Here is a 21,276-nt window from a genome sequence, read left to right on the forward strand (position 1 = left end):
CGTCATTGCTCCTTGGCTTCGTTGCGGCCCAAGTGGAAGGCGGTGATGGCTGCGGCGAGCAGCAGCATCGAAGCCAGTTCGACCACCAGCAGGTACGGGCCGAACAGGCTGATGCCCACGGCTTTGGCGTCTACGGTGGTGTGGCCGATGGCCTGGCCGCTCTGGTGAGCGAACAGTACATACAGCAGTTCACCCAGCAGCAATGCTGCGAGGACAACCGGGCCGAGCCAGATGCCGGGCTTGAGCCAGACGCGCTCCTGGGCGACCGAAGCCGGCCCCAGGTTGAGCATCATCACCACAAACACGAACAGCACCATGATGGCGCCGGCGTAGGCGATCACTTCCAGTACACCGGCGAACGGTGCGCCGAGGCTGAAAAAGGTCATGGCCACGGCGATCAACGAAATGATCAGGTAGAGCAGGGCGTGCACGGGGTTGGTGTTGGTGATCACGCGAAGCGTGGACACCACTGCAATACCCGATGCGAAATAGAAAGCGAATTCCATCTTTCTTCCTTAAGGCAGCAAGCTCTTCACGTTGATCGGCTCGGCTTCGTTTTGTGCGGCGCCCTTCGGCTTACCGGCAACGGCCATACCTGCAACACGATAGAAGTTGTAATCAGGGTTTTTACCGGGACCAGAGATCAGCAGATCTTCTTTCTCGTACACCAGGTCCTGACGTTTGAACTCGGCCATCTCGAAATCCGGTGTGAGCTGGATCGCGGTGGTCGGGCAAGCTTCCTCGCAGAGGCCGCAGAAAATGCAGCGCGAGAAGTTGATACGGAAGAAGTCCGGGTACCAGCGACCGTCTTCGGTTTCAGCTTTCTGCAGGGAGATGCAACCCACCGGGCACGCCACGGCGCATAGGTTGCAGGCTACGCAACGCTCTTCGCCATCGGGGTCGCGGGTCAGTACGATGCGGCCGCGATAGCGCGGCGGCAGGTACACCGCTTCTTCGGGGTATTGCAGGGTGTCGCGTTTGCGAAAGCCGTGACCGAACACCATCACCAGGCTTCGCAACTGGGTACCGGTACCCTTAACGATGTCGCCAATATATTTGAACATGGGTCAAATCCTCACTGAACCGCGGCAGCTGGCGTGTTCAACAACACGACGGCAGCCGTCACCAGCAAATTGATCAGGGTCAGCGGCAGGCAGAATCTCCAGCTGAAATCCATCACCTGGTCATAGCGTGGGCGCGGAATCGAGGCGCGCAGCAGGATGAACAGCATGATGAAGAACGCGGTCTTCAAGAAGAACCAGAAGAAGGCCAACTGCGGCAGGATGCCGAACGGACCGTGCCAGCCGCCGAAGAACAGCGTGACCAGCAGGGCCGAGATCAAGATGATGCCGATGTACTCACCGACGAAGAACATGCCCCACTTCATGCCGGCATATTCAATGTGGTAACCGTCGGCCAGTTCCTGCTCCGCTTCCGGCTGGTCGAACGGGTGACGGTGAGTCACGGCCACGCCAGCGATGAAGAAGGTGCAGAAGCCAAAGAACTGCGGAATGATGAACCACAGGTTCTGTGCCTGGTACTCGACGATATCGCGCATGTTGAACGAGCCGACCTGCACCACGATGCCCATCAGGGCCAGGCCCATGAACACTTCGTAGGACACGGTCTGGGCCGAGGCCCGCAAGCTGCCCAGCAGGGCGAACTTGTTGTTACTGGCCCAACCGGCGAACAGCACCGCATACACCGACAGACCGGCCATGGCGAAGAAGAACAGCAAGCCGATGTTCAGGTCCGCCACGCCCCAGGTCGGGGTGATCGGGATGATCGCGAAGGCGATCAGCAAGGCGCTCATGGCTACCACCGGTGCCAGGGTGAAGATCACCTTGTCGGCGAACGGCGGGGTCCAGTCTTCCTTGAAGAACATTTTCAGCATGTCGGCCGCGATCTGGAACATGCCGAATGGGCCAACGCGGTTCGGACCGTAACGGTCCTGCCACCAGCCCAGCAGGCGACGTTCGACGAAGCTGAGCAGCGCGCCCGCGACGACCACGGCCAACAGGATCACGATGGCCTTGACCACCGAGATGATCACGTCAATTACTTCCGGCGTGAACCAAGTCATTGCGCTGCCTCCTGCAGACCGTCAACGGTTTTGCCGAAAATGGCAGGCGGAATACCGGCGATGCCTTTAGGCAGTGCAACCAGGCCGGCACCCAGCTCGTCATTGATACGCAGCGGCAGACGCAAGGTCTGGCCGGCGACGTTGAGGCTGAGCAGCGCGCCGTCGTTGACGCCCAGGCGGTCGGCTTCGGACTTGGCCACGGACACGTAAGCGGCAGGAATGCGCTCTTGAACCGGCGCGGCCTTGGAAGAGGTTTCTTCGCTGCCGAACAGGTGGAAGAACGGCACGACCTGCCAGGTGCCCGGAGCCGGGTTGAACGGACGCGGTACCGCAGTGAACCAGTTCAGCGAGTCACCGGTGCTTTCGATCAGTCGGGTGCCCGGGTCGCCAGCACGGATGTGACCACCGACTTCATCCTGGAACTTGTTCCAGGCCTGCGGCGAGTTCCAGCCCGGCGACCAGGCAAACGGCACCTGCTGACGCGGCTCGGCCGAGCCCGAGTAACCTTCCATGGAGAAGGCGAACGCAGTGTCGATATCTTGCGGGGTACGCGGTTCGTGCACGCTGATGTCGGCGCGCATGGCGGTACGACCGGAGTAGCGCAGCGGTTCACGGGCCAGTTTCAGGCCCTTGATACGGAACGCGGCAGACGGCGCGGCATCGACAATACGAGCCAGCTGCGGCGCGCTGGCGGCGGTGGCAGCGGTCACGTGATCGAGCTGGGTCCAGTCGATCGGCTGGTTCAGCAGGGTCGCACGCAGGGCGTGCAGCCAGCGCCAGCCTTCGTGTACCAGGATGCTGGCGTCCATGTACTTCGGATCGAACACCTGGAAGAAGCGCTGGGCGCGGCCTTCCTGGCTGACCAGGGTACCGTCGCCTTCGGCGAAGGTGGCGGCTGGCAGCACCAGGTCGGCGCGCTCGCTGGTGGCGGTCTTCTGGTGGTCGGCCACGATCAGGACTTTGGCAGCGTCCAGCGCAGCGTCAACCTTAGCGGCAGCGGTGCGGGTGTACAGGTCGTTTTCCAATACCACAATGGCGTCGGCGCTGCCGTCGGTCACTGCTTGCAGGGCGGCGTCCAGGGACTCGCCACCGAGCATGGCCAGGCCCAGGCTGTTGGCTTCCGGCACCACCAGGCTGATGGAGCCGTTCTTGTCGCGCAGCTTCAGGGCTTTGGCGATGTTGGCAGCGGCTTCGATCAGCGCCTTGGAACCCAACGAGGTACCGGCAATGATCAACGGGCGCTTGGCCGCCAGCAGGGCGTCGGCGATGCGCTGGGCCAGTTCGACGGCTTCGGTGTCCAGGCCGTCGACGGCAGGCGCGCTGGCGTCGAGGGCGTGGGCCACGGCGAAACCGAGGCGTGCCAGGTCGTCCGGTGCGGCGTGCACGCATTCTTCGGCGATGTCGTCGAGCTTGGTTTCAGCCAGCGAGGCGATAAACAGCGGGTTCAGCGAGTGCTGACCGATGTTTTTCACCGCCGCGTCAAGCCACGGCTGTACGCGCATGGCGTCGGCCATTTCTTCGGCCTTGCCTTTGACCGACTGGCGCAGCGACAGGGCAATGCGCGCCGCGGTCTGGGTCAGGTCTTCACCGAGCACAAAGATGGCATCGTGGTCTTCGATGTCGCGCATGTTCGGAACCGGCAGCGGGCTGTCGTTCAGCACTTGCAGGACCAGGCGGATGCGCTCCAGCTCGCCGGCTTCGATACCGCAGTAGAAGTGCTCGGCACCGACCAGCTCGCGCAACGCGAAGTTGCTTTCGAGGCTGGCACGCGGCGAACCGATACCGACGATATTGCGCCCGCGCAGCAGGTCGGCGGCTTTATCCAGCGCGGCGTCCAGGCTCAGCTTGGCGCCATCGGCCAGCAGCGGCTGGCGTGGGCGGTCTTCGCGGTTGACGTAGCCATAGCCGAAACGGCCACGGTCGCACAGGAAGTACTGGTTGACCGAACCGTTGAAGCGGTTTTCGATGCGACGCAGTTCGCCGTAGCGCTCGCCCGGGGAGATGTTGCAACCGCTGGAGCAGCCATGGCAGATGCTCGGCGCAAATTGCATGTCCCACTTACGGTTGTAGCGCTCGGAGTGAGTCTTGTCGGTAAACACACCGGTCGGGCAGACCTCGGTGAGGTTGCCGGAAAACTCGCTCTCAAGCACGCCGTCTTCAACGCGACCGAAGTACACGTTGTCGTGGGCGCCGAAGACGCCCAGGTCGGTGCCGCCGGCGTAGTCTTTATAGAAGCGCACGCAGCGGTAGCAGGCGATGCAGCGGTTCATTTCGTGGGAAATGAACGGGCCGAGGTCCTGGTTCTGGTGGGTACGCTTGGTGAAGCGATAACGGCGCTCGTTGTGGCCGGTCATCACCGTCATGTCTTGCAGGTGGCAGTGGCCGCCTTCCTCACAGACCGGGCAGTCGTGGGGGTGGTTGGTCATCAGCCATTCGACAACGCTGGCGCGGAACGCCTTGGACTCTTCATCGTCGATGGAGATCCAGGTGTTGTCGGTGGCTGGGGTCATGCAAGACATGACGATACGACCACGGGTGTCGTTCTCGTCGGTGTATTGCTTGACCGCACACTGGCGACAGGCACCGACGCTACCGAGCGCGGGGTGCCAGCAGAAATATGGAATATCGAGGCCGAGTGACAGACACGCCTGTAACAGGTTGTCCGCCCCATCGACTTCGAGCGCTTTGCCGTCTACGTGGATAGTGGCCATGGTTCAAAGTTCTTCGTTGGCCCGTTGTCAGCGGGCGTGGCTAATGGAATCTTGTTATTCATGTGCATCTACACAGCCTTTACGGCGTCAGCACATGAGCGGGCGAAGGGCACGGACCCTTCGCCTGTTTAAGCGTTACGCGCCGACTACGATCGGCTTCGCCAGAGGCGGGACGGCGGCGCTGGTGGGCGCGATGCCGGCTTCGAACTCCGAGCGGAAGTATTTGATTGCGCTGCCCAATGGCTCTACGGCGCCCGGTGCGTGAGCACAGAAGGTCTTGCCTGGGCCGAGGAAGCCGACCAGGCCCAGCAGGGTTTCGATATCACCCTCGCGGCCTTCGCCGTTTTCCAGGGCCATCAGCAGCTTGACGCTCCACGGCAGGCCGTCGCGGCATGGGGTGCAGAATCCGCAGGATTCACGGGCAAAGAACTGCTCCATGTTGCGCAGCAGCGAGACCATGTTCACGGTGTTGTCGACCGCCATTGCCAGGCCGGTACCCATCCGGGTGCCCACCTTGCCGATGCCGCCGGCATACATTTGTGCGTCCAGGTGCTCAGGAAGCAGGAAACCGGTGCCGGCGCCGCCTGGCTGCCAGGCTTTCAAGGTGTAGCCGTCGCGCATACCGCCGGCGTAGTCCTCGAACAGCTCGCGTGCGGTCACGCCGAACGGCAGCTCCCACAGACCCGGGTTCTTGACCTTGCCGGAGAAGCCCATGAGCTTGGTGCCCATGTCTTCGCTGCCCTCGCGAGCCAACGATTTGTACCAGTCCACGCCGTCGGCGATGATCGCCGGCACGTTGCACAGGGTCTCGACGTTGTTCACGCAGGTCGGCTTGCCCCACACGCCTACGGCGGCGGGGAAGGGCGGCTTGGAGCGCGGGTTGGCGCGGCGACCTTCGAGGGAGTTGATCAGTGCGGTTTCTTCACCACAGATATAACGCCCGGCGCCGGTGTGCACGAACAGTTCGAAGTCGAAGCCGGAACCGAGGATGTTCTTGCCCAGCAGGCCCGCGGCCTTGGCTTCTGCCACTGCACGGTTGAGGTGCTTGGCGGCGGTGGTGTACTCGCCACGCAGGAAGATGTAGCCACGGTAGGTCTTGAGCGCACGGGCGCTGATCAACATGCCTTCGATCAGCAGATGGGGCAGTTGCTCCATCAGCATGCGGTCTTTCCAGGTGTTGGGCTCCATTTCATCCGCGTTGCACAGCAGGTAGCGGATGTTGATGGATTCGTCTTTGGGCATCAGGCCCCACTTCACACCCGTGGGGAAGCCTGCGCCGCCGCGGCCCTTGAGGCCGGCGTCCTTCACGGTCTGGACGATATCGTCCTGGGCCATATCGGCGAAGGCTTTGCGCGCTGCGGCGTAACCGTTCTTGGCCTGGTATTCGTCAAGCCATACCGGCTCGCCGTCGTCACGCAGGCGCCAGGTCAGCGGGTGGGTCTCGGCCGAACGCTTGATCAGGTTGGCCGGGCCGAAGGAAGTCAGGGTCATGGGTAGCCCTCGAGCAATTGGGTCACGCCAGCAGGCTGTACGTCACCGAATGTGTCGTCGTCGATCATCAACGCCGGCGCCTTGTCGCAGTTGCCCAGGCAGCACACCGGCAGCAGCGTGAAGCGGCCGTCGGCGGTGGTCTGGCCGAGGCCGATACCGAGCTTGGCCTGGATTTCGCTGACCACGGACTCATGGCCGCCGATGTAGCAGACCATGCTGTCGCACACGCGAATGATGTGACGGCCGACCGGCTGACGGAAAATCTGGCTGTAGAACGTCGCCACGCCTTCAACGTCGCTGGCGGGGATGCCGAGGATCTCGCCGATGGCGTAAAGGGCGCCGTCGGGCACCCAGCCACGTTCCTTCTGGACGATCTTCAAGGCTTCGATCGACGCTGCGCGCGGGTCTTCGTAGTGATGCAGCTCGTGCTCGATGGCCGAGCGCTCGGTTTCACTGAGGGTGAAACGGTCTGTCTGGATAAGCGTGCTGTTCATGCTTAGCGGTCCACGTCGGCCATAACGAAATCGATACTACCCAGGTACGCAATCAAGTCCGCGACCATCTCGCCTTTGATCACCGAAGGGATCTGCTGCAAGTGGGCAAAACTTGGGGTACGAATCCGGGTGCGGTAGCTCATGGTGCCGCCATCGCTCGTCAGGTAATAACTGTTGATACCCTTGGTCGCTTCGATCATCTGGAAGGATTCGTTGGCCGGCATGACCGGGCCCCACGAAACTTGCAGGAAGTGCGTGATCAGGGTTTCGATGTGCTGCAGCGTGCGCTCTTTGGGCGGCGGCGTGGTCAGCGGGTGATCCGCCTTGTACGGGCCGGCCGGCATGTTGCGCATGCACTGCTCGATGATCTTCAGGCTCTGGCGCATTTCTTCGACGCGCACGATGCAACGGTCGTAGGCATCGCCATTGGCCGCCAGCGGTACTTCGAACTCGAAGTTCTCGTAGCCGGAGTACGGGCGCGCCTTGCGCAGGTCGAAGTCGCAACCGGTGGAACGCAGGCCGGCACCGGTGACGCCCCATTCCAGGGCCTCTTTGGTGTTGTACTGGGCGACGCCGATGGTACGACCCTTGAGGATGCTGTTGTCCAGCGCGGCTTTCTGGTACTCGTCCAGACGCTTGGGCATCCAGTCGATGAACTCCTTGACCAGGCGCTCCCAGCCGTTCGGCAGGTCGTGGGCCACGCCGCCGATGCGGTACCAGGCCGGGTGCAGGCGGAAACCGGTGATGGCTTCGATGACCTTGTAGGCGCGCTGACGGTCGGTGAAAGTGAAGAACACCGGAGTCATGGCGCCGACGTCCTGGATATAGGTACCCAGGAACAGCAGGTGGCTGGTGATGCGGAAGAACTCGGCCATCATGATGCGGATGGTGTCGACGCGGTCTGGCACTTTAATGCCGGCCAGCTTCTCGACCGAGAGCACGTACGGCAGGTTGTTCATCACGCCGCCGAGGTAGTCGATACGGTCGGTGTACGGGATGAAGCTGTGCCAGGACTGACGCTCGGCCATCTTCTCGGCGCCACGGTGGTGGTAGCCGATGTCCGGGACGCAGTCGACGATTTCTTCGCCGTCCAGTTGCAGGATGATACGGAAGGCACCGTGAGCCGAAGGGTGGTTCGGGCCCAGGTTGAGGAACATGTAGTCCTCGTTGGTGCCGGAGCGTTTCATGCCCCAGTCTTCCGGACGGAAGCGCGCCGCTTCTTCTTCAAGCTGCTGCTTGGCGAGGTTGAGGCTGTACGGGTCGAATTCGGTGGCGCGGGCAGGGAAGTCCTTGCGCAGTGGGTGACCTTCCCAGGTCGGCGGCATCATGATGCGCGTCAGGTGTGGGTGGCCAGGGAAGTCGATGCCGAACATGTCCCAGACTTCACGCTCGTACCAGCTGGCGTTCGGCCAGATACCGGTGACGGTCGGGATGCTCAGGTCGCTCTCGCTCAGGGCGACCTTGATCATCACGTCACTGTTACGTTCCAGCGACATCAAGTGGTAGAAGACGGTGAAATCGGCGCCGCTCGGCAGCCCCTGGCGCTTGGTGCGCAGTCGCTCGTCCACGCCATGCAGGTCATAGAGCATGACGTACGGCTTGGGCAGGTTGCGCAGGAAGGTCAGGACTTCGACGAGCCTGGCGCGCGCCACCCACAGCACCGGCATACCGGTGCGTGTGGCCTGGGCGGTGAAGGCGTCAGGGCCAAAACGGTTATTGAGTTCGACAACCACATCCTGGTCGTCTGCCTTATAAGGCGGGATGTACAGAGCACTGCCTGTAGTCATGGTTTTTTATCGCTTTCGGTCAACGTAAAGAATGAAGCCAGGTTTTCGTTCTATAAAAGAAGCGGTGCTGGATCAGACTTCGTCGGGGCTGCGCAGGTTGGTGACTGCGATTCGCTGTTCGCGGCGCTGTTCCTTTTGGGACGGCATCTCGGCGCGGTACACGCCTTGATCACCGACGACCCAGGACAGTGGGCGACGCTCCTTGCCAATCGATTCCTGCAACAGCATCAAGCCTTGCAGGAATGCTTCGGGGCGGGGCGGGCAGCCAGGCACGTAGACGTCCACGGGCAGGAACTTGTCCACCCCTTGAACGACCGAGTAGATGTCGTACATGCCACCGGAGTTGGCGCACGAACCCATGGAGATGACCCACTTCGGTTCGAGCATTTGCTCATAGAGACGCTGGATGATCGGCGCCATCTTGATGAAGCAGGTACCGGCGATAACCATGAAATCCGCCTGGCGCGGTGATGCCCGGATAACTTCGGCGCCAAAGCGGGCGATGTCATGGGGTGCCGTGAAGGCGGTGGTCATTTCCACGTAGCAGCACGAAAGGCCGAAGTTGTACGGCCACAGGGAGTTTTTACGCCCCCAGTTGACCGCGCCACTCAGCACGTCTTCCAGCTTGCCCATGTAGATGTTTTTGTGGACTTGGTCTTCTAACGGGTCGGAAACGGTTTCCCGTTCGCCGATGGGGTACTGCTCGTTAGGAGCATCCGGGTCGATCCTGGTGAGATTGTATTGCATTGCCAAAGCCTCATTGTTTCAGCTTCGCCTGCCGCTTGCGACGAGCTTCCGGAGCCCAGTCAAGGGCGCCCACTCGGAACAGGTAGACAAGACCTGCCAACAGAATTGCTATGAAAACGAGAGCTTCGACGAATCCGGTCCAGCCGCTTTCGCGGACGGACACAGACCATGCAAAGAGAAAGAGGGCTTCGATATCGAAGATCACGAAGAGCATCGCGACCAGATAGAATTTGGCTGAGAGCCGCAAGCGGGCGCCACCTGTAGGTAGCATGCCGGACTCGAACGGTTCGTTTTTGCTGCGGCCCCAGGCTTTTGACCCGAGTAGGCTGGAGACGCCAAGCATGAAGGCGCAGAGGCCCACTACACCGAGGAGGAAAATGGCAAAGCCCCAGTTGTGGGCCATGAGTCCTGTCGCGTCGGTCATGCTGGAAATCCTTAACAGAGAGCAAAGGTCTCTGAGCTCGAAAAAGTAACGATGCAGTGACGATATGTCGCACTGCAATCAATCGCGGTGATTTTATGGCTAAACACCGGGCAAGTAAAATTCCCAGGGCGAAATTATTCGGTGGAATAAGCACATAGTGCACCTTCTTGGGGCTGTAGCCCTTGTACCGTGGGCATTAGCGGGCTTTTCATCAATTATGTTTTGTTTAAGCTGTAACGAAGTTTTCAGGCGCCAAATGATAATGAATATTGTTTGCGTGGGGTTTAAGCGATTGTTTCTCATGTGGCGGGGGAAGTTGCCGTTACTTGCTTGAGTGTCGCTTAGTTGTCGCAACGGTTCTTTTAACCGATTGGATGTGTGCGAATACCGCTCTGGATCAATGTTTTGCGCAAAATTCCTTGTGGGAGGGGGCTTGCTCCCGATAGCTGAGTATCAGCCAACCCAACTGTTGCTGATCCACCGCTATCGGGAGCAAGCCCCCTCCCACATTTGGTCCGCAGTGCATCGGTAGGTTTTGTGCAGGCAAAAAAACGCCCCGAACCAGTCGGGGCGTGATTGTTGTGCGGCACTGCGGTTAGGTCTTCCCTGGGGCCGCAGTGGCCGTGTACTCAGTGGATCAGTGGAACTGCTCTTCTTCGGTCGAACCGGTCAGCGCGGTCACGGACGAGGTGCCGCCCTGGATCACGGTGGTCATGTCGTCGAAGTAGCCGGTACCCACTTCCTGCTGGTGCGCCACGAAGGTGTAGCCTTTGGCGGCGTCAGCGAATTCCTGCTCCTGCAGCTTCACATAGGCAGTCATGTCGTTGCGGGCGTAGTCATGCGCCAGGTTGAACATGCTGTGCCACATGTTGTGAATGCCGGCCAGGGTGATGAACTGGTGCTTGTAGCCCATTGCCGACAGTTCACGCTGGAACTTGGCGATGGTCGCGTCGTCCAGGTTCTTCTTCCAGTTGAAGGAAGGCGAGCAGTTGTAGGACAGCAGTTGGTCCGGGTATTCCTTCTTGATCGCTTCGGCGAAGCGACGAGCTTCGTCCAGGTCCGGCTTGGCGGTCTCGCACCAGATCAGGTCGGCGTACGGCGCGTAGGCCAGGCCGCGGGCAATGGCTTGGTCCAGGCCGGCGCGGACTTTATAGAAGCCTTCCTGGGTGCGTTCGCCAGTCACGAACGGCTGGTCGTACGGGTCGCAGTCCGAGGTCAGCAGGTCAGCGGCGTTGGCATCGGTACGGGCCAGGATGATGGTCGGAGTACCGGCGACGTCGGCCGCCAAACGAGCAGCGGTCAGCTTCTGTACGGCTTCCTGGGTTGGTACCAGTACCTTGCCGCCCATGTGGCCGCATTTTTTCACGGAAGCAAGCTGGTCTTCGAAGTGCACGCCGGCAGCGCCTGCCTCGATCATGCTCTTCATCAGCTCGTAGGCGTTGAGTACGCCGCCGAAACCGGCTTCGGCATCAGCCACGATTGGCGCGAAGTAGTCGATGTAGCCTTCGTCACCCGGGTTCTTGCCGGCTTTCCACTGGATCTGGTCGGCACGACGGAACGAGTTGTTGATGCGCTTGACCACGGTTGGAACCGAGTCCACCGGGTACAGCGACTGGTCGGGGTACATGGATTCAGCGGAGTTGTTGTCCGCTGCCACTTGCCAGCCGGACAGGTAGATCGCCTGGATGCCGGCTTTTACCTGTTGGACTGCCTGGCCGCCAGTGAGGGCGCCCATGCAGTTGACGAAATCTTTGTCGGGACGGAAGGACGGCTTGGCACCTTGGGTGACCAGGTTCCACAGCTTCTCGGCGCCGAGTTTTGCAAAGGTGTGCTCAGGTTGGACCGAGCCACGCAGGCGGACGACGTCAGCAGCGGAATAAGCGCGGGTCACGCCTTTCCAGCGTGGGTTTTCAGCCCAATCTTTTTCAAGGGCTGCAATTTGCTGTTCGCGTGTCAGTGCCATGGGGAAAAACCTCGTCGCATAGGTCTAGGTGGAAAATTCCATTTGCCAGCCACGTAGAAAGTGCGTGGTGATGGCTGCTCGCTGACCAGAAGCTTGGGTGTTCAAGTCAAGTTCGGCGGGGTAGGCGACGGGATGAACGATTGGCTCAAGGCGGAGTTGAGCAGGTAAGGGCAAACTGCAAACGGTCTTCGGGCGTCGTGGGCCTTTGTACGATTCATCAGTGCGTAGCCGGGTTACCTGGTTAGCTTCCGTCCCTCGGGACAACTTCGTTCCAGTCGCAACCTCGTCCAACGTGCCTTGTGGGCGGTACAGACACGAATCGGCTCAGGTGGGTAACTTGGAGCGGCGATCCGAAGGCCCTTGCCAGGGCCCCTGATTAGCGGGAGCGAGGCCATCATGCCCATGCTTTTTTGGATCGTCAAATGTTTTGTAGTGCTTTTTTCAAGGCACTACATCTTTGGTCTAATACGACTCGCCAGTCAGTTTTTGGTGCTTCAGTTCAGGGTGTCGACCTTGACCCGTACCGTCAGGTCATCGCGGCCCTGAGTAGAGTAGCTGCGGGTTGTAGAAGATTTGTCGGCTTGGGTTTCGCCATTGATGCCTACCAGGGTAATCCATTCGCCCAAGCGTCCGCTGACGGTTGTGTCGGTGCTCTGCACGTTCACTACATCAGGACGCTCCTGGCTCATACGGTCACGGTTGGTACTGATAGCCAGGTGTACGGTCTCGCCGGTGACGCTGGCGGTGACGTAAAAGCCCTGGGTGACGTTGCGATACTGGGTCTGGTTCTGCAGGCGGCCATAGCCATCCTGGTGCGTGGTGGTCAGCGGTACGCTCTGGCCGATCTGAATAAGCGCCGGCACGCCTTCGCTGGCCTGGATCTGCTGGATGCCGCCATCGCGGCTGAAGGTGCCATAGCTGATGATGCGGGTCTGGCTGTCGCCGCTGTTCTGCTGGTTGGTTTCGTTGGTGTCGACGGTGATCAGCAGGCGCTTGGCCGGCGTGTCCAGTTGGGAGAGCAGGGTACGCAAGCCCTCGATCTTCGCAGGGTCGGCGTTAACAATAAGCTGGTTGCCGTAGGCGCTGACGGTGCCGTCCTTGCCGATGAAGTTCTGCGCCACGGGCAGTAGGTCGGCGCTGGTGCGGTTGCTCAGGTTGACGACCTCGGTGGCAGCCAGGGCCGAAACACTGGCGGTCAGGAGCAGGGCGGTGAGCAAGGTGCGTAGGGACATGTCCGTTATCTCTGCGAGTCATTTGGCTTGATAGTGCCAGTTTGTCGGCCTGGCGGGGCGCAAGTTGAATCGTAGACGGCAAAATGCCCTGGCAGGCAGGGCATTTTGAGGTGTTGCTGATATGGCTATCGGGAGCAAGCCCCCTCCCACATTTTGACCGCATTTCAACGGATGGACTCAGTCAAATGTGGGAGGGGGCTTGCTCCCGATATAGGCGACTCGGTCTTGAGTCAGCCCCCGCGCACCATATCCACATGCGGAATCCCGACTTCAAGAAACTCATCGCTGACGATCTTGAAACCCAACCGCTCATAAAACGGCGCCGCATACACCTGCGCACTGAGGAACTGCCGGGTCTGGCCGCGCTTTTCAGCCACTCCAATCACCGCTTCCATCAGCTTGTCGCCCACCTTCAGCCCGCGCCAGTCCTTGAGCACCGACACGCGACCAATCTCGCCGCTGGGCAGCAGGCGTGCGGTACCAATCGGAAAGTCGCCTTCGAATGCGAGGAAATGCATGGCGCCAGCGTCGTCCGCATCCCACTCGAGCTCGGCTGGAACCGATTGCTCGGCGATAAATACCGCTTCACGAATGCGCCGAATCTCGTCGATATCCTTTCGCCAGTCCGCGACACTTACGTGAATCTTATTCATCCGCGAACCCCAGGCTGCCTTGCTTGACCAGTTCGCACAGCAGGTCGCGGCCGTCTTCGTCGGCCAGCCATACGCTGAGGTTTTCGCTGTGCAGTGCGTCGGCCGAGCACACCAGCTTCAGCAGTTCACGCAGCTTGCCGGGCAGGTAACGGCTCTGGCCACTGGCAAACAGCAATACATCGTCGTCGACTTCAGACCAGGCCAGGCGCGCGCTTGGGTTGCGTACCAGAATCGCGCCATCTTGCAGGCTGTTGATGAAGTCTTCTTCGCCCAGCTCTTCACCAGCGACCAGTTCCGGGTAGCGCGGCTCGGTCATGAACTGGCCGAACCAGGTCAGCAACATGCGCTCGTCGCTCATGTGCTCAGCCAGCAGACCCTTGAGGCGATCCAGAGCGTCGACCTGAATCTGGTGTGGGTCGCTGACCGGCTGGGCGTCGGCGTCGGTGTAGCGCTCTTCGTCAGTCAGGTACTGGCTGAGGAAGTCGGTGAAGTGGGTCAGCACTTCGGCGGCGCTCGGGGCGCGGAAACCCACCGAGTAGGTCATGCAATCGTCTTCGGCAATGCCGAAGTGCGCCAGGCGCGGTGGCAGGTAGAGCATGTCGCCTGGCTCCAGCACCCATTCGGCGCTTTCTTCGAATTCGGCGAGGATGCGCAGGTCAGCGTGTTGCAGCAGCGGGCTTTCGGAGCTGCACATCTGGCCGATCTTCCAGTTGCGCTTGCCCTGGGCTTGCAGCAGGAACACATCGTAGTTATCGAAGTGCGGACCGACGCTGCCGCCGGGCGCGGCGAAGCTGATCATCACATCGTCGATACGCCAGCTTGGCAGGAAACGGAAGTGCTCCAGCAGTTCGGCGACTTCCGGCACGAACTGGTCGACCGCCTGCACCAGCAGGGTCCACTCACGCTCTGGCAGGGCGCTGAAGGCATCTTCGGCGAATGGGCCGCGACGCAGTTCCCACGGGCGCTCGCCGTGTTCGATCACCAGGCGCGATTCGACTTCTTCTTCCAGGGCCAGGCCTGCCAGTTCGTCGGCGTCGATCGGGCTTTCGAAGTCAGGGATGGCCTGACGGATCAGCAGGGGTTTCTTCTGCCAGTAGTCGCGCAGGAATTCCCGTGCCGTGATGCCGCCCAGAAGTTGAAGAGGGATATCAGGATTCATGTGTAACCTATTGAAAAAAAGCACTTTTAAGACTGGAATAAAAACGCCCGGCGCGGCCGGGCGTCTCAAGGGTCTTGCGGTAATCAGATGCGCTTGGCTTGCTCTACAGCGTTACCGATGTAGTTGGCCGGGGTCAGCAGTTTCAGCTCGGCCTTGGCGGCAGCTGGCATGTCCAGGCCGTCGATGAAAGTCTGCAGCGCTTCAGAGGTGATCCCCTTGCCGCGTGTCAGTTCTTTGAGTTTTTCGTACGGGTTTTCGATGTTGTAGCGACGCATCACGGTCTGGATCGGCTCGGCCAGGACTTCCCAGCATGCATCCAGGTCAGCGGCGATTTTCTGCTCGTTGAGCTCCAGCTTGCTGATGCCTTTGAGGCTGGCTTCGTACGCGATCACGCTGTGGGCAAAGCCTACACCGAGGTTGCGCAGTACGGTGGAGTCGGTCAGGTCGCGCTGCCAGCGAGAGATCGGCAACTTGCTGGCCAGGTGCTGGAACAGCGCGTTGGCGATGCCGAGGTTGCCTTCGGAGTTCTCGAAGTCGATCGGGTTGACCTTGTGCGGCATGGTCGACGAGCCGATTTCACCGGCAATGGTGCGCTGCTTGAAGTAGCCCAGGGAGATGTAGCCCCAGATATCGCGATCGAAGTCGATCAGGATGGTGTTGAAGCGCGCAATCGCGTCGAACAGCTCGGCAATGTAGTCGTGGGGTTCGATCTGCGTGGTGTAAGGGTTGAAACCCAGGCCCAGTTCGTCTTCGATGAAGGCGCGGGCGTTGGCTTCCCAGTCGATCTCGGGGTAGGCCGACAGGTGGGCGTTGTAGTTGCCCACGGCGCCGTTGATCTTGCCCAGCAATGGCACGGCGGCCACTTGAGCGATCTGGCGCTCCAGGCGGTACACCACGTTGGCCAGCTCTTTGCCCAGGGTGGTCGGCGACGCTGGCTGGCCATGGGTGCGCGAGAGCATCGGCACATCAGCGAAACGGATCGCCAGTTCACGGATAGCGTTGGCGGTCTGGCGCATCAACGGCAGCATCACGTCATCACGACCTTCGCGCAGCATCAGGGCGTGGGACAGGTTGTTGATGTCCTCGCTGGTGCAGGCAAAGTGGATGAATTCGCTGACCTGGGCCAGTTCCGGCAGCTTGGCCGCTTGCTCTTTGAGCAGGTACTCGATGGCTTTGACGTCGTGGTTGGTGGTGCGCTCGATCTCTTTCACACGCTCGGCGTGCTCCAGGGAGAAGTTTTCCGCCAGGGTGTTCAATACAGCGTTGGCCTCGGCGGAAAACGCCGGCACTTCGCCGATGGCAGGGTGAGCGGCCAGGCGCTGGAGCCAGCGCACTTCAACCAGTACACGCGCACGGATCAAACCGTATTCGCTGAAAATAGGGCGCAGGGCCTGGGTTTTGCCGGCGTAGCGGCCGTCAACAGGGGAAACCGCAGTGAGCGAAGAGAGCTGCATGGGGTGTTCTCGGACAGTCGGGCAACGAAATGGGGCGCGTATCATACATGAAAAAATCCGCCGGTCCGTTGCCAACTGACCGGCGTATTACGCGTAACGGCTTGAAAATGGCCTGCTGATGCGACTTATTCGTTGCGCATCAACGGGTAAAGCTCTTTGAGCAATTTGCGTCGGCTGATCACCAGTTGCCAGCGATGTCCGCCCAACTGCCGCCACAACCGCGCCGAACGAATACCGGCCAGAAGCAGGGCACGGATTTTCGAGGCGTTATTGGGTTGTTGCAGGTTGCGCATGTCGCCGTGGACCTGGATCCTTTGGCGCAAGGTGCTCAAGGTGTCCTGGTAAAGCGCCCCGCAGGCCGCGATTACGTTTTCGTGGGCCGGGCCGAAGTGCTCAACCTGGGACTGGATTTGCGGCAGGCGCTTGCCGATGGTTTCCAGCAGGTCGTCGCGCTTGGCTAGCTGTCGTTCCAGGCCGAGCATCGACAGGGCGTAGCGCAACGGCTCGCGCTGCAGGGTGCTTGGGTCGCGTTCGAGGGCGCCGATCAGGGCGCGATAACCTTCGCGCAGGCTCAGGTCGTCGCCGCCGTACACGTCCAGGGTATCCTTCGGATCAACCACCAGCAGGCTGCCGAGCATGCACGTCAGGCCGGCCTCGGTCACCTGGCCGGTCTTGGCGATCTTGTCCACCAGGACTGCTGCGAGGAAGACCCCGCCCAGTGCCGTCAATTGCTCCTGGGTCGGACTCATGCCGGATGGCTCCAGGCTTGCGCAACTTCAATCACGCCGCCGCCCAGGCAGATTTCGCCGTCGTAGAACACCACGGATTGGCCTGGGGTGACCGCGCGTTGCGGGTCATCGAAGGTCGCGCGGTAACCGGTGGCGGTTTTTTCCAGGGTGCACGGCTGGTCGCTCTGGCGATAGCGCACTTTGGCGGTCAGGCGGCGTGGCGTGCTCAGGTCGATCGGGTTGACCCAGTAGATCTCGGAAGCGAGCAGGGCGCCGGAGAACAGCAACGGATGTTCGTTGCCCTGGCCGACCACCAGCACGTTGTTTTCCAGATCCTTGACCAGCACGTACCAAGGCTCTTCACCTGCGTCTTTCAAGCCGCCGATGCCCAGGCCCTGGCGCTGGCCAATGGTGTGGTACATCAGGCCATGGTGACGGCCGATCACTTCGCCGTCAGTGGTCTTGATCTCGCCCGGCTGCGCCGGCAGGTACTGCTTGAGGAAATCGCTGAAGCGGCGCTCGCCGATAAAGCAGATCCCGGTGGAGTCTTTCTTCTTGGCGGTGGCCAGGCCGTGTTGCTCGGCGATCTTGCGCACTTCGGGCTTTTCCAGTTCGCCGACCGGGAACAGGGTCTTGGCAATCTGTTCACCGCCGACGGCGTGCAGGAAGTAGCTCTGGTCCTTGTTCGGGTCCAGGCCCTTGAGCAATTCGGTGCGGCCATCGATATCGCGACGGCGCACGTAGTGGCCCGTGGCAATCAGGTCGGCGCCAAGCATCATGGCGTAATCGAGGAACGCCTTGAACTTGATTTCGCGGTTGCACAGGATGTCCGGGTTCGGCGTGCGGCCGGCCTTGTATTCGGCCAGGAAGTGCTCGAACACGTTGTCCCAGTACTCGGCGGCAAAGTTGGCGGTGTGCAGCTTGATACCGATCTTGTCGCACACGGCCTGGGCGTCCGCCAGGTCGTCCATGGCGGTGCAGTATTCGGTTCCATCGTCTTCTTCCCAGTTCTTCATGAACAGGCCTTCCACCTCATAACCCTGCTCCATGAGCAGAACGGCGGAAACGGAAGAATCCACGCCGCCGGACATACCGACGATGACGCGCTTCTTTTGTGTGTCAGAAGGGGCTGGATCACGCATAGGGTTTCAACGGGTGTCTTGAAAAAGGACGCGATTCTATCAGGCCCGAGCCGCTAAGGCTAAAGAGAAGGGCGGATCAATTCGAGACTGTGCCGGTGGCCGCCCAGATAATCATCGATACAGCGGATGATCAGCTCGCTGCGCCAGTCATCGCGCACGGTCATCAGCTCGTCACGGGTCAGCCAGCGGGCGCGCAGGATGCCTTCGTCGAGTTGATAGTCCGGGTGATGTTTCAGCGCCTTGGCGATAAAGCATACGCGCTGATAGGTCACGCCATTGCTCGGTGCGGTGTACAGGTAAATGCCGACGATGCCAGTGGGCTCGACATCCCAGCCGGTTTCTTCGAGGGTTTCACGCACCGCGGCCTCGGTGAGGGTTTCGTTCGGGTCCAGGTGGCCGGCGGGCTGATTGAGTACGGCGCGGCCGCCCTTGAGTTCTTCAACCATCAGGAAGCGGCCGTTGTCTTCGACGATGGTGGCGACGGTGATGTGGGGGAGCCAGGTCATTGCAAACCTCGGTATCGGGAAGGTGACTCGGTCAATGTGGGAGCTGGCTTGCCTGTGATGGCGGTGGGTCAGCTGCACCTGTATGAACTGACAGACTGTAATCGCAGGCAAGCCAGCTCCCAGATTTGATTGGGTTTCTTCAATGAAGTCCCTACAAACAGAAACCCCGGCACTGGGCCGGGGCTTCTTTGCATCCTTACAACCTTACTTCAACTTGGCAATCGCCGCATTGAGGGTGTTGCTTGGGCGCATGGCCTTGCTGGTCAGCTCGGGGTTCGGCGCGTAGTAGCCGCCGATGTCCACTGGCTTGCCTTGTACGGCGTTGAGTTCGGCAACGATGGTTGCTTCGTTCTCGGCCAGGGTTTTTGCCAGTTCGCCGAACTGCGCTTGCAGTGCAGCGTCTTCGGTCTGGGCGGCCAGGGCTTGGGCCCAGTACAGCGCCAGGTAGAAGTGGCTGCCGCGGTTGTCGATGTTGCCGACTTTGCGCGATGGCGACTTGTTGTTGTCCAGGAACTGGCCGGTAGCCTGGTCCAGGGTCTTGGACAGTACCAAGGCTTTGGGGTTGTTGTAGGTCACACCCAGGTGCTCAAGGGAAGCGGCCAGGGCCAGGAACTCGCCCAGGGAGTCCCAACGCAGGAAGTTTTCTTCCAGCAGCTGCTGAACGTGCTTGGGAGCCGAACCGCCAGCGCCGGTTTCGAACAGGCCGCCGCCGTTCATCAGCGGCACGATCGACAGCATCTTGGCGCTGGTGCCCAGTTCCATGATCGGGAACAGGTCGGTCAGGTAGTCGCGCAGCACGTTGCCGGTCACCGAAATGGTGTCCAGGCCCTTGCGGGTGCGCTCCAGGGTGAACTTCATCGCATCGACCGGGGCCATGATGCGGATGTCCAGGCCTTCGGTGTTGTGGTCTTTCAGGTACGCCTGAACTTTCTCGACCACTACGCCATCGTGAGCGCGCTTGGGGTCCAGCCAGAAAATGGCCGGGGTGTTGCTGGCGCGGGCACGGTTGACGGCGAGCTTGACCCAGTCCTGGATCGGCGCGTCTTTGGTCTGGCACATGCGGAAGATGTCGCCGGCCTCGACTTTCTGTTCCATCAGCAGGTTGCCCTGGCTGTCGGTGACGCGAACAACGCCGTCAGCCTTGATCTGGAAGGTCTTGTCGTGGGAGCCGTACTCTTCGGCTTTCTTGGCCATCAGGCCAACGTTTGGCACGCTGCCCATGGTGGTCGGGTCGAAGGCGCCATTGGCCTTGCAGTCTTCGATGACCGCCTGGTAGATGGTGGCGTAGCAGCGATCCGGGATCACAGCCTTGGTGTCGTGCAACTGGCCGTCGGTGCCCCACATCTTGCCGGAGTCACGGATCATGGCCGGCATCGAGGCGTCGACGATCACGTCGCTCGGCACGTGCAGGTTGGTGATGCCTTTGTCGGAGTTGACCATCGCCAGGGCAGGACGAGCGGCGTAGACGGCCTGGATGTCGGCTTCGATCTGCGCTTGCTGGTCGGCCGGCAGGGCCTTGATGCGGGCATACAGGTCGCCGATGCCGTTGTTCAGGTTGAAGCCGATCTGCTCAAGCACGGTAGCGTGCTTGGCCAGGGCATCTTTATAGAACTCGGCAACGATCTGGCCGAACATGATCGGGTCGGAGACCTTCATCATGGTGGCTTTGAGGTGAACCGACAGCAGCACGCCTTGCTTCTTGGCGTCTTCGATTTCAGCGGCGATGAAGCTGCGCAGCGCTTTCTTGCTCAGCACGGCGGTGTCGATGATCTCGCCGGCCTGGACGCTGGTCTTTTCTTTCAGGACGGTGGTGGTGCCGTCCTGAGCAACCAGCGCAATTTTGACAGCATCGGCGGCTTCGATCTGTACGGCTTTTTCGCTGCCGTAGAAGTCACCATTGCTCATGTGGGCAATGTGCGACTTGGAGTCGGCAGCCCAGGCGCCCATCTTGTGCGGGTGCTTGCGTGCGTAGTTCTTGACCGACAGCGGCGCGCGGCGGTCGGAGTTGCCTTCGCGCAGTACCGGGTTCACGGCGCTGCCCTTGACCTTGTCGTAACGTGCACGGGTTTCTTTTTCCGCGTCGGTGGTTACGGTTTCCGGGTAGTCCGGCAGGGCGTAGCCCTGGGCCTGCAGTTCCTTGATCGCGGCTTGCAGCTGCGGGGTCGAGGCACTGATGTTAGGCAGCTTGATGATGTTGGCTTCAGGGGTTACGGCCAGGTCGCCCAGTTCGGCGAGGTGGTCCGGGATAGCCTTGGTGCCCAGTTGCTCGGGGAAGCTTGCGAGGATGCGCCCTGCGAGGGAGATGTCGCGGGTTTCAACGGCAATATCAGCGGAAGCCGTGAAGGCCTCTACGATAGGCAACAGTGAATAGGTGGCGAGGGCTGGAGCTTCGTCGGTGAAGGTGTAGATGATCTTCGAGCGGGTGGGCATATTCGGATTAACTCTCTTCTTTGCTGAAAGCGTGCGCAGAAACTCGAGATGCGCCGGGTGGAGCGCGTTCGTTCAAAGTCATCCATGAGCGAAATGTCGAGGTTTCTTCGCGGTGATGTTGGGTTGCATCAGTCGAGCGTCAAGCGTTTGGACTATTGTAATAGTCCTGCTTTCTGGCTGAAGGCTACTGTCTAGAGCGGTCAACCGTCGTGACTCTTTGGTCAGCGGCGGCATTATACATAGGTCGCTATGCTTACGCAGAGCCTTCATAC

General features: G+C 60.7%; 18 protein-coding genes. All 18 read right to left on the bottom strand.

From position 1 onward, the window contains the following. Positions 1 to 2 precede the first annotated feature (2 nt). Positions 3 to 506, bottom strand: a complete 504-nt coding sequence (gene nuoJ, locus E3O56_RS11795) for an NADH-quinone oxidoreductase subunit J (protein WP_003174726.1) — start codon at positions 504 to 506, stop codon at positions 3 to 5. 9 nt (positions 507 to 515) lie between these two features. After that, complete coding sequence (nuoI, locus tag E3O56_RS11800; RefSeq protein ID WP_003174725.1) at positions 516 to 1,064, bottom strand: NADH-quinone oxidoreductase subunit NuoI; 549 nt, start codon at positions 1,062 to 1,064, stop codon at positions 516 to 518. An 11-nt stretch (positions 1,065 to 1,075) separates the two neighbouring features. After that, positions 1,076 to 2,083, bottom strand: a complete 1,008-nt coding sequence (gene nuoH, locus E3O56_RS11805; protein ID WP_003192116.1) for an NADH-quinone oxidoreductase subunit NuoH — start codon at positions 2,081 to 2,083, stop codon at positions 1,076 to 1,078. After that, positions 2,080 to 4,794 carry an NADH-quinone oxidoreductase subunit NuoG gene (nuoG, locus tag E3O56_RS11810; RefSeq protein ID WP_248128295.1) on the bottom strand — a complete coding sequence of 905 codons (2,715 nt, stop codon included), beginning with the start codon at positions 4,792 to 4,794 and terminating at the stop codon, positions 2,080 to 2,082. The genes nuoH and nuoG overlap by 4 nt, the downstream gene beginning before the upstream one ends. 135 nt (positions 4,795 to 4,929) lie before the next feature. Then, entirely contained in the window at positions 4,930 to 6,285 is a 1,356-nt protein-coding gene (nuoF, locus tag E3O56_RS11815) for an NADH-quinone oxidoreductase subunit NuoF (RefSeq protein WP_005789119.1), read from the bottom strand. Then, entirely contained in the window at positions 6,282 to 6,779 is a 498-nt protein-coding gene (gene nuoE, locus E3O56_RS11820; RefSeq protein ID WP_003232080.1) for an NADH-quinone oxidoreductase subunit NuoE, read from the bottom strand. The genes nuoF and nuoE overlap by 4 nt, the downstream gene beginning before the upstream one ends. A 2-nt stretch (positions 6,780 to 6,781) precedes the next feature. After that, positions 6,782 to 8,566 carry an NADH-quinone oxidoreductase subunit C/D gene (nuoC, locus tag E3O56_RS11825; RefSeq protein ID WP_005789116.1) on the bottom strand — a complete coding sequence of 595 codons (1,785 nt, stop codon included), beginning with the start codon at positions 8,564 to 8,566 and terminating at the stop codon, positions 6,782 to 6,784. A gap of 72 nt (positions 8,567 to 8,638) precedes the next feature. Then, entirely contained in the window at positions 8,639 to 9,313 is a 675-nt protein-coding gene (locus E3O56_RS11830; RefSeq protein ID WP_003174719.1) for an NADH-quinone oxidoreductase subunit B, read from the bottom strand. Between the two features lie 10 nt (positions 9,314 to 9,323). Continuing rightward, on the bottom strand, positions 9,324 to 9,737 hold the full coding sequence (locus tag E3O56_RS11835; protein ID WP_003192109.1) for an NADH-quinone oxidoreductase subunit A: 414 nt from the start codon (positions 9,735 to 9,737) through the stop codon (positions 9,324 to 9,326). A 637-nt stretch (positions 9,738 to 10,374) separates the two neighbouring features. Beyond that, complete coding sequence (gene aceA / locus E3O56_RS11840) at positions 10,375 to 11,700, bottom strand: isocitrate lyase (RefSeq protein ID WP_003174717.1); 1,326 nt, start codon at positions 11,698 to 11,700, stop codon at positions 10,375 to 10,377. A 494-nt stretch (positions 11,701 to 12,194) separates the two neighbouring features. Further along, on the bottom strand, positions 12,195 to 12,932 hold the full coding sequence (locus tag E3O56_RS11845) for a secretin N-terminal domain-containing protein (protein ID WP_248128296.1): 738 nt from the start codon (positions 12,930 to 12,932) through the stop codon (positions 12,195 to 12,197). Positions 12,933 to 13,162: 230 nt separating this feature from the next. After that, complete coding sequence (locus E3O56_RS11850; protein ID WP_032880619.1) at positions 13,163 to 13,585, bottom strand: GNAT family N-acetyltransferase; 423 nt, start codon at positions 13,583 to 13,585, stop codon at positions 13,163 to 13,165. Next, a complete protein-coding gene (locus E3O56_RS11855; RefSeq protein ID WP_005789108.1) occupies positions 13,578 to 14,744 on the bottom strand; it encodes a cupin domain-containing protein in 1,167 nt (388 codons plus the stop codon). The genes E3O56_RS11850 and E3O56_RS11855 overlap by 8 nt, the downstream gene beginning before the upstream one ends. A gap of 83 nt (positions 14,745 to 14,827) precedes the next feature. Next, on the bottom strand, positions 14,828 to 16,198 hold the full coding sequence (gene purB, locus E3O56_RS11860) for an adenylosuccinate lyase (protein ID WP_005789106.1): 1,371 nt from the start codon (positions 16,196 to 16,198) through the stop codon (positions 14,828 to 14,830). A gap of 125 nt (positions 16,199 to 16,323) precedes the next feature. Beyond that, positions 16,324 to 16,947: a high frequency lysogenization protein HflD gene (gene hflD, locus E3O56_RS11865; RefSeq protein WP_005789104.1), complete on the bottom strand. Its 624-nt coding sequence runs from the start codon at positions 16,945 to 16,947 to the stop codon at positions 16,324 to 16,326. After that, positions 16,944 to 18,068 (bottom strand): tRNA 2-thiouridine(34) synthase MnmA, encoded by a 1,125-nt coding sequence (gene mnmA, locus E3O56_RS11870; RefSeq protein ID WP_248128297.1) that lies wholly within the window; start codon positions 18,066 to 18,068, stop codon positions 16,944 to 16,946. The genes hflD and mnmA overlap by 4 nt, the downstream gene beginning before the upstream one ends. Before the next feature lie 59 nt (positions 18,069 to 18,127). Further along, positions 18,128 to 18,574, bottom strand: a complete 447-nt coding sequence (locus E3O56_RS11875) for an NUDIX hydrolase (protein ID WP_248128298.1) — start codon at positions 18,572 to 18,574, stop codon at positions 18,128 to 18,130. A 204-nt stretch (positions 18,575 to 18,778) separates the two neighbouring features. Further along, positions 18,779 to 21,004, bottom strand: a complete 2,226-nt coding sequence (locus E3O56_RS11880; RefSeq protein WP_005789097.1) for an NADP-dependent isocitrate dehydrogenase — start codon at positions 21,002 to 21,004, stop codon at positions 18,779 to 18,781. Positions 21,005 to 21,276 lie beyond the last annotated feature (272 nt).

The organism is Pseudomonas sp. W2Aug9, from assembly GCF_023127755.1.
Lineage (GTDB): Bacteria > Pseudomonadota > Gammaproteobacteria > Pseudomonadales > Pseudomonadaceae > Aquipseudomonas > Aquipseudomonas synxantha_A.

Excerpts from the sequence above, each read along its gene's own strand:
- nuoJ (WP_003174726.1), bottom strand. The coding sequence starts at position 506 with ATGGAATTCGCTTTCTATTTCGCATCGGGTATTGCAGTGGTGTCCACG.
- nuoI (WP_003174725.1), bottom strand. The coding sequence starts at position 1,064 with ATGTTCAAATATATTGGCGACATCGTTAAGGGTACCGGTACCCAGTTG.
- nuoH (WP_003192116.1), bottom strand. The coding sequence starts at position 2,083 with ATGACTTGGTTCACGCCGGAAGTAATTGACGTGATCATCTCGGTGGTC.
- nuoG (WP_248128295.1), bottom strand. The coding sequence starts at position 4,794 with ATGGCCACTATCCACGTAGACGGCAAAGCGCTCGAAGTCGATGGGGCG.
- nuoF (WP_005789119.1), bottom strand. The coding sequence starts at position 6,285 with ATGACCCTGACTTCCTTCGGCCCGGCCAACCTGATCAAGCGTTCGGCC.
- nuoE (WP_003232080.1), bottom strand. The coding sequence starts at position 6,779 with ATGAACAGCACGCTTATCCAGACAGACCGTTTCACCCTCAGTGAAACC.
- nuoC (WP_005789116.1), bottom strand. The coding sequence starts at position 8,566 with ATGACTACAGGCAGTGCTCTGTACATCCCGCCTTATAAGGCAGACGAC.
- E3O56_RS11830 (WP_003174719.1), bottom strand. The coding sequence starts at position 9,313 with ATGCAATACAATCTCACCAGGATCGACCCGGATGCTCCTAACGAGCAG.
- E3O56_RS11835 (WP_003192109.1), bottom strand. The coding sequence starts at position 9,737 with ATGACCGACGCGACAGGACTCATGGCCCACAACTGGGGCTTTGCCATT.
- aceA (WP_003174717.1), bottom strand. The coding sequence starts at position 11,700 with ATGGCACTGACACGCGAACAGCAAATTGCAGCCCTTGAAAAAGATTGG.
- E3O56_RS11845 (WP_248128296.1), bottom strand. The coding sequence starts at position 12,932 with ATGTCCCTACGCACCTTGCTCACCGCCCTGCTCCTGACCGCCAGTGTT.
- E3O56_RS11850 (WP_032880619.1), bottom strand. The coding sequence starts at position 13,585 with ATGAATAAGATTCACGTAAGTGTCGCGGACTGGCGAAAGGATATCGAC.
- E3O56_RS11855 (WP_005789108.1), bottom strand. The coding sequence starts at position 14,744 with ATGAATCCTGATATCCCTCTTCAACTTCTGGGCGGCATCACGGCACGG.
- purB (WP_005789106.1), bottom strand. The coding sequence starts at position 16,198 with ATGCAGCTCTCTTCGCTCACTGCGGTTTCCCCTGTTGACGGCCGCTAC.
- hflD (WP_005789104.1), bottom strand. The coding sequence starts at position 16,947 with ATGAGTCCGACCCAGGAGCAATTGACGGCACTGGGCGGGGTCTTCCTC.
- mnmA (WP_248128297.1), bottom strand. The coding sequence starts at position 18,068 with ATGCGTGATCCAGCCCCTTCTGACACACAAAAGAAGCGCGTCATCGTC.
- E3O56_RS11875 (WP_248128298.1), bottom strand. The coding sequence starts at position 18,574 with ATGACCTGGCTCCCCCACATCACCGTCGCCACCATCGTCGAAGACAAC.
- E3O56_RS11880 (WP_005789097.1), bottom strand. The coding sequence starts at position 21,004 with ATGCCCACCCGCTCGAAGATCATCTACACCTTCACCGACGAAGCTCCA.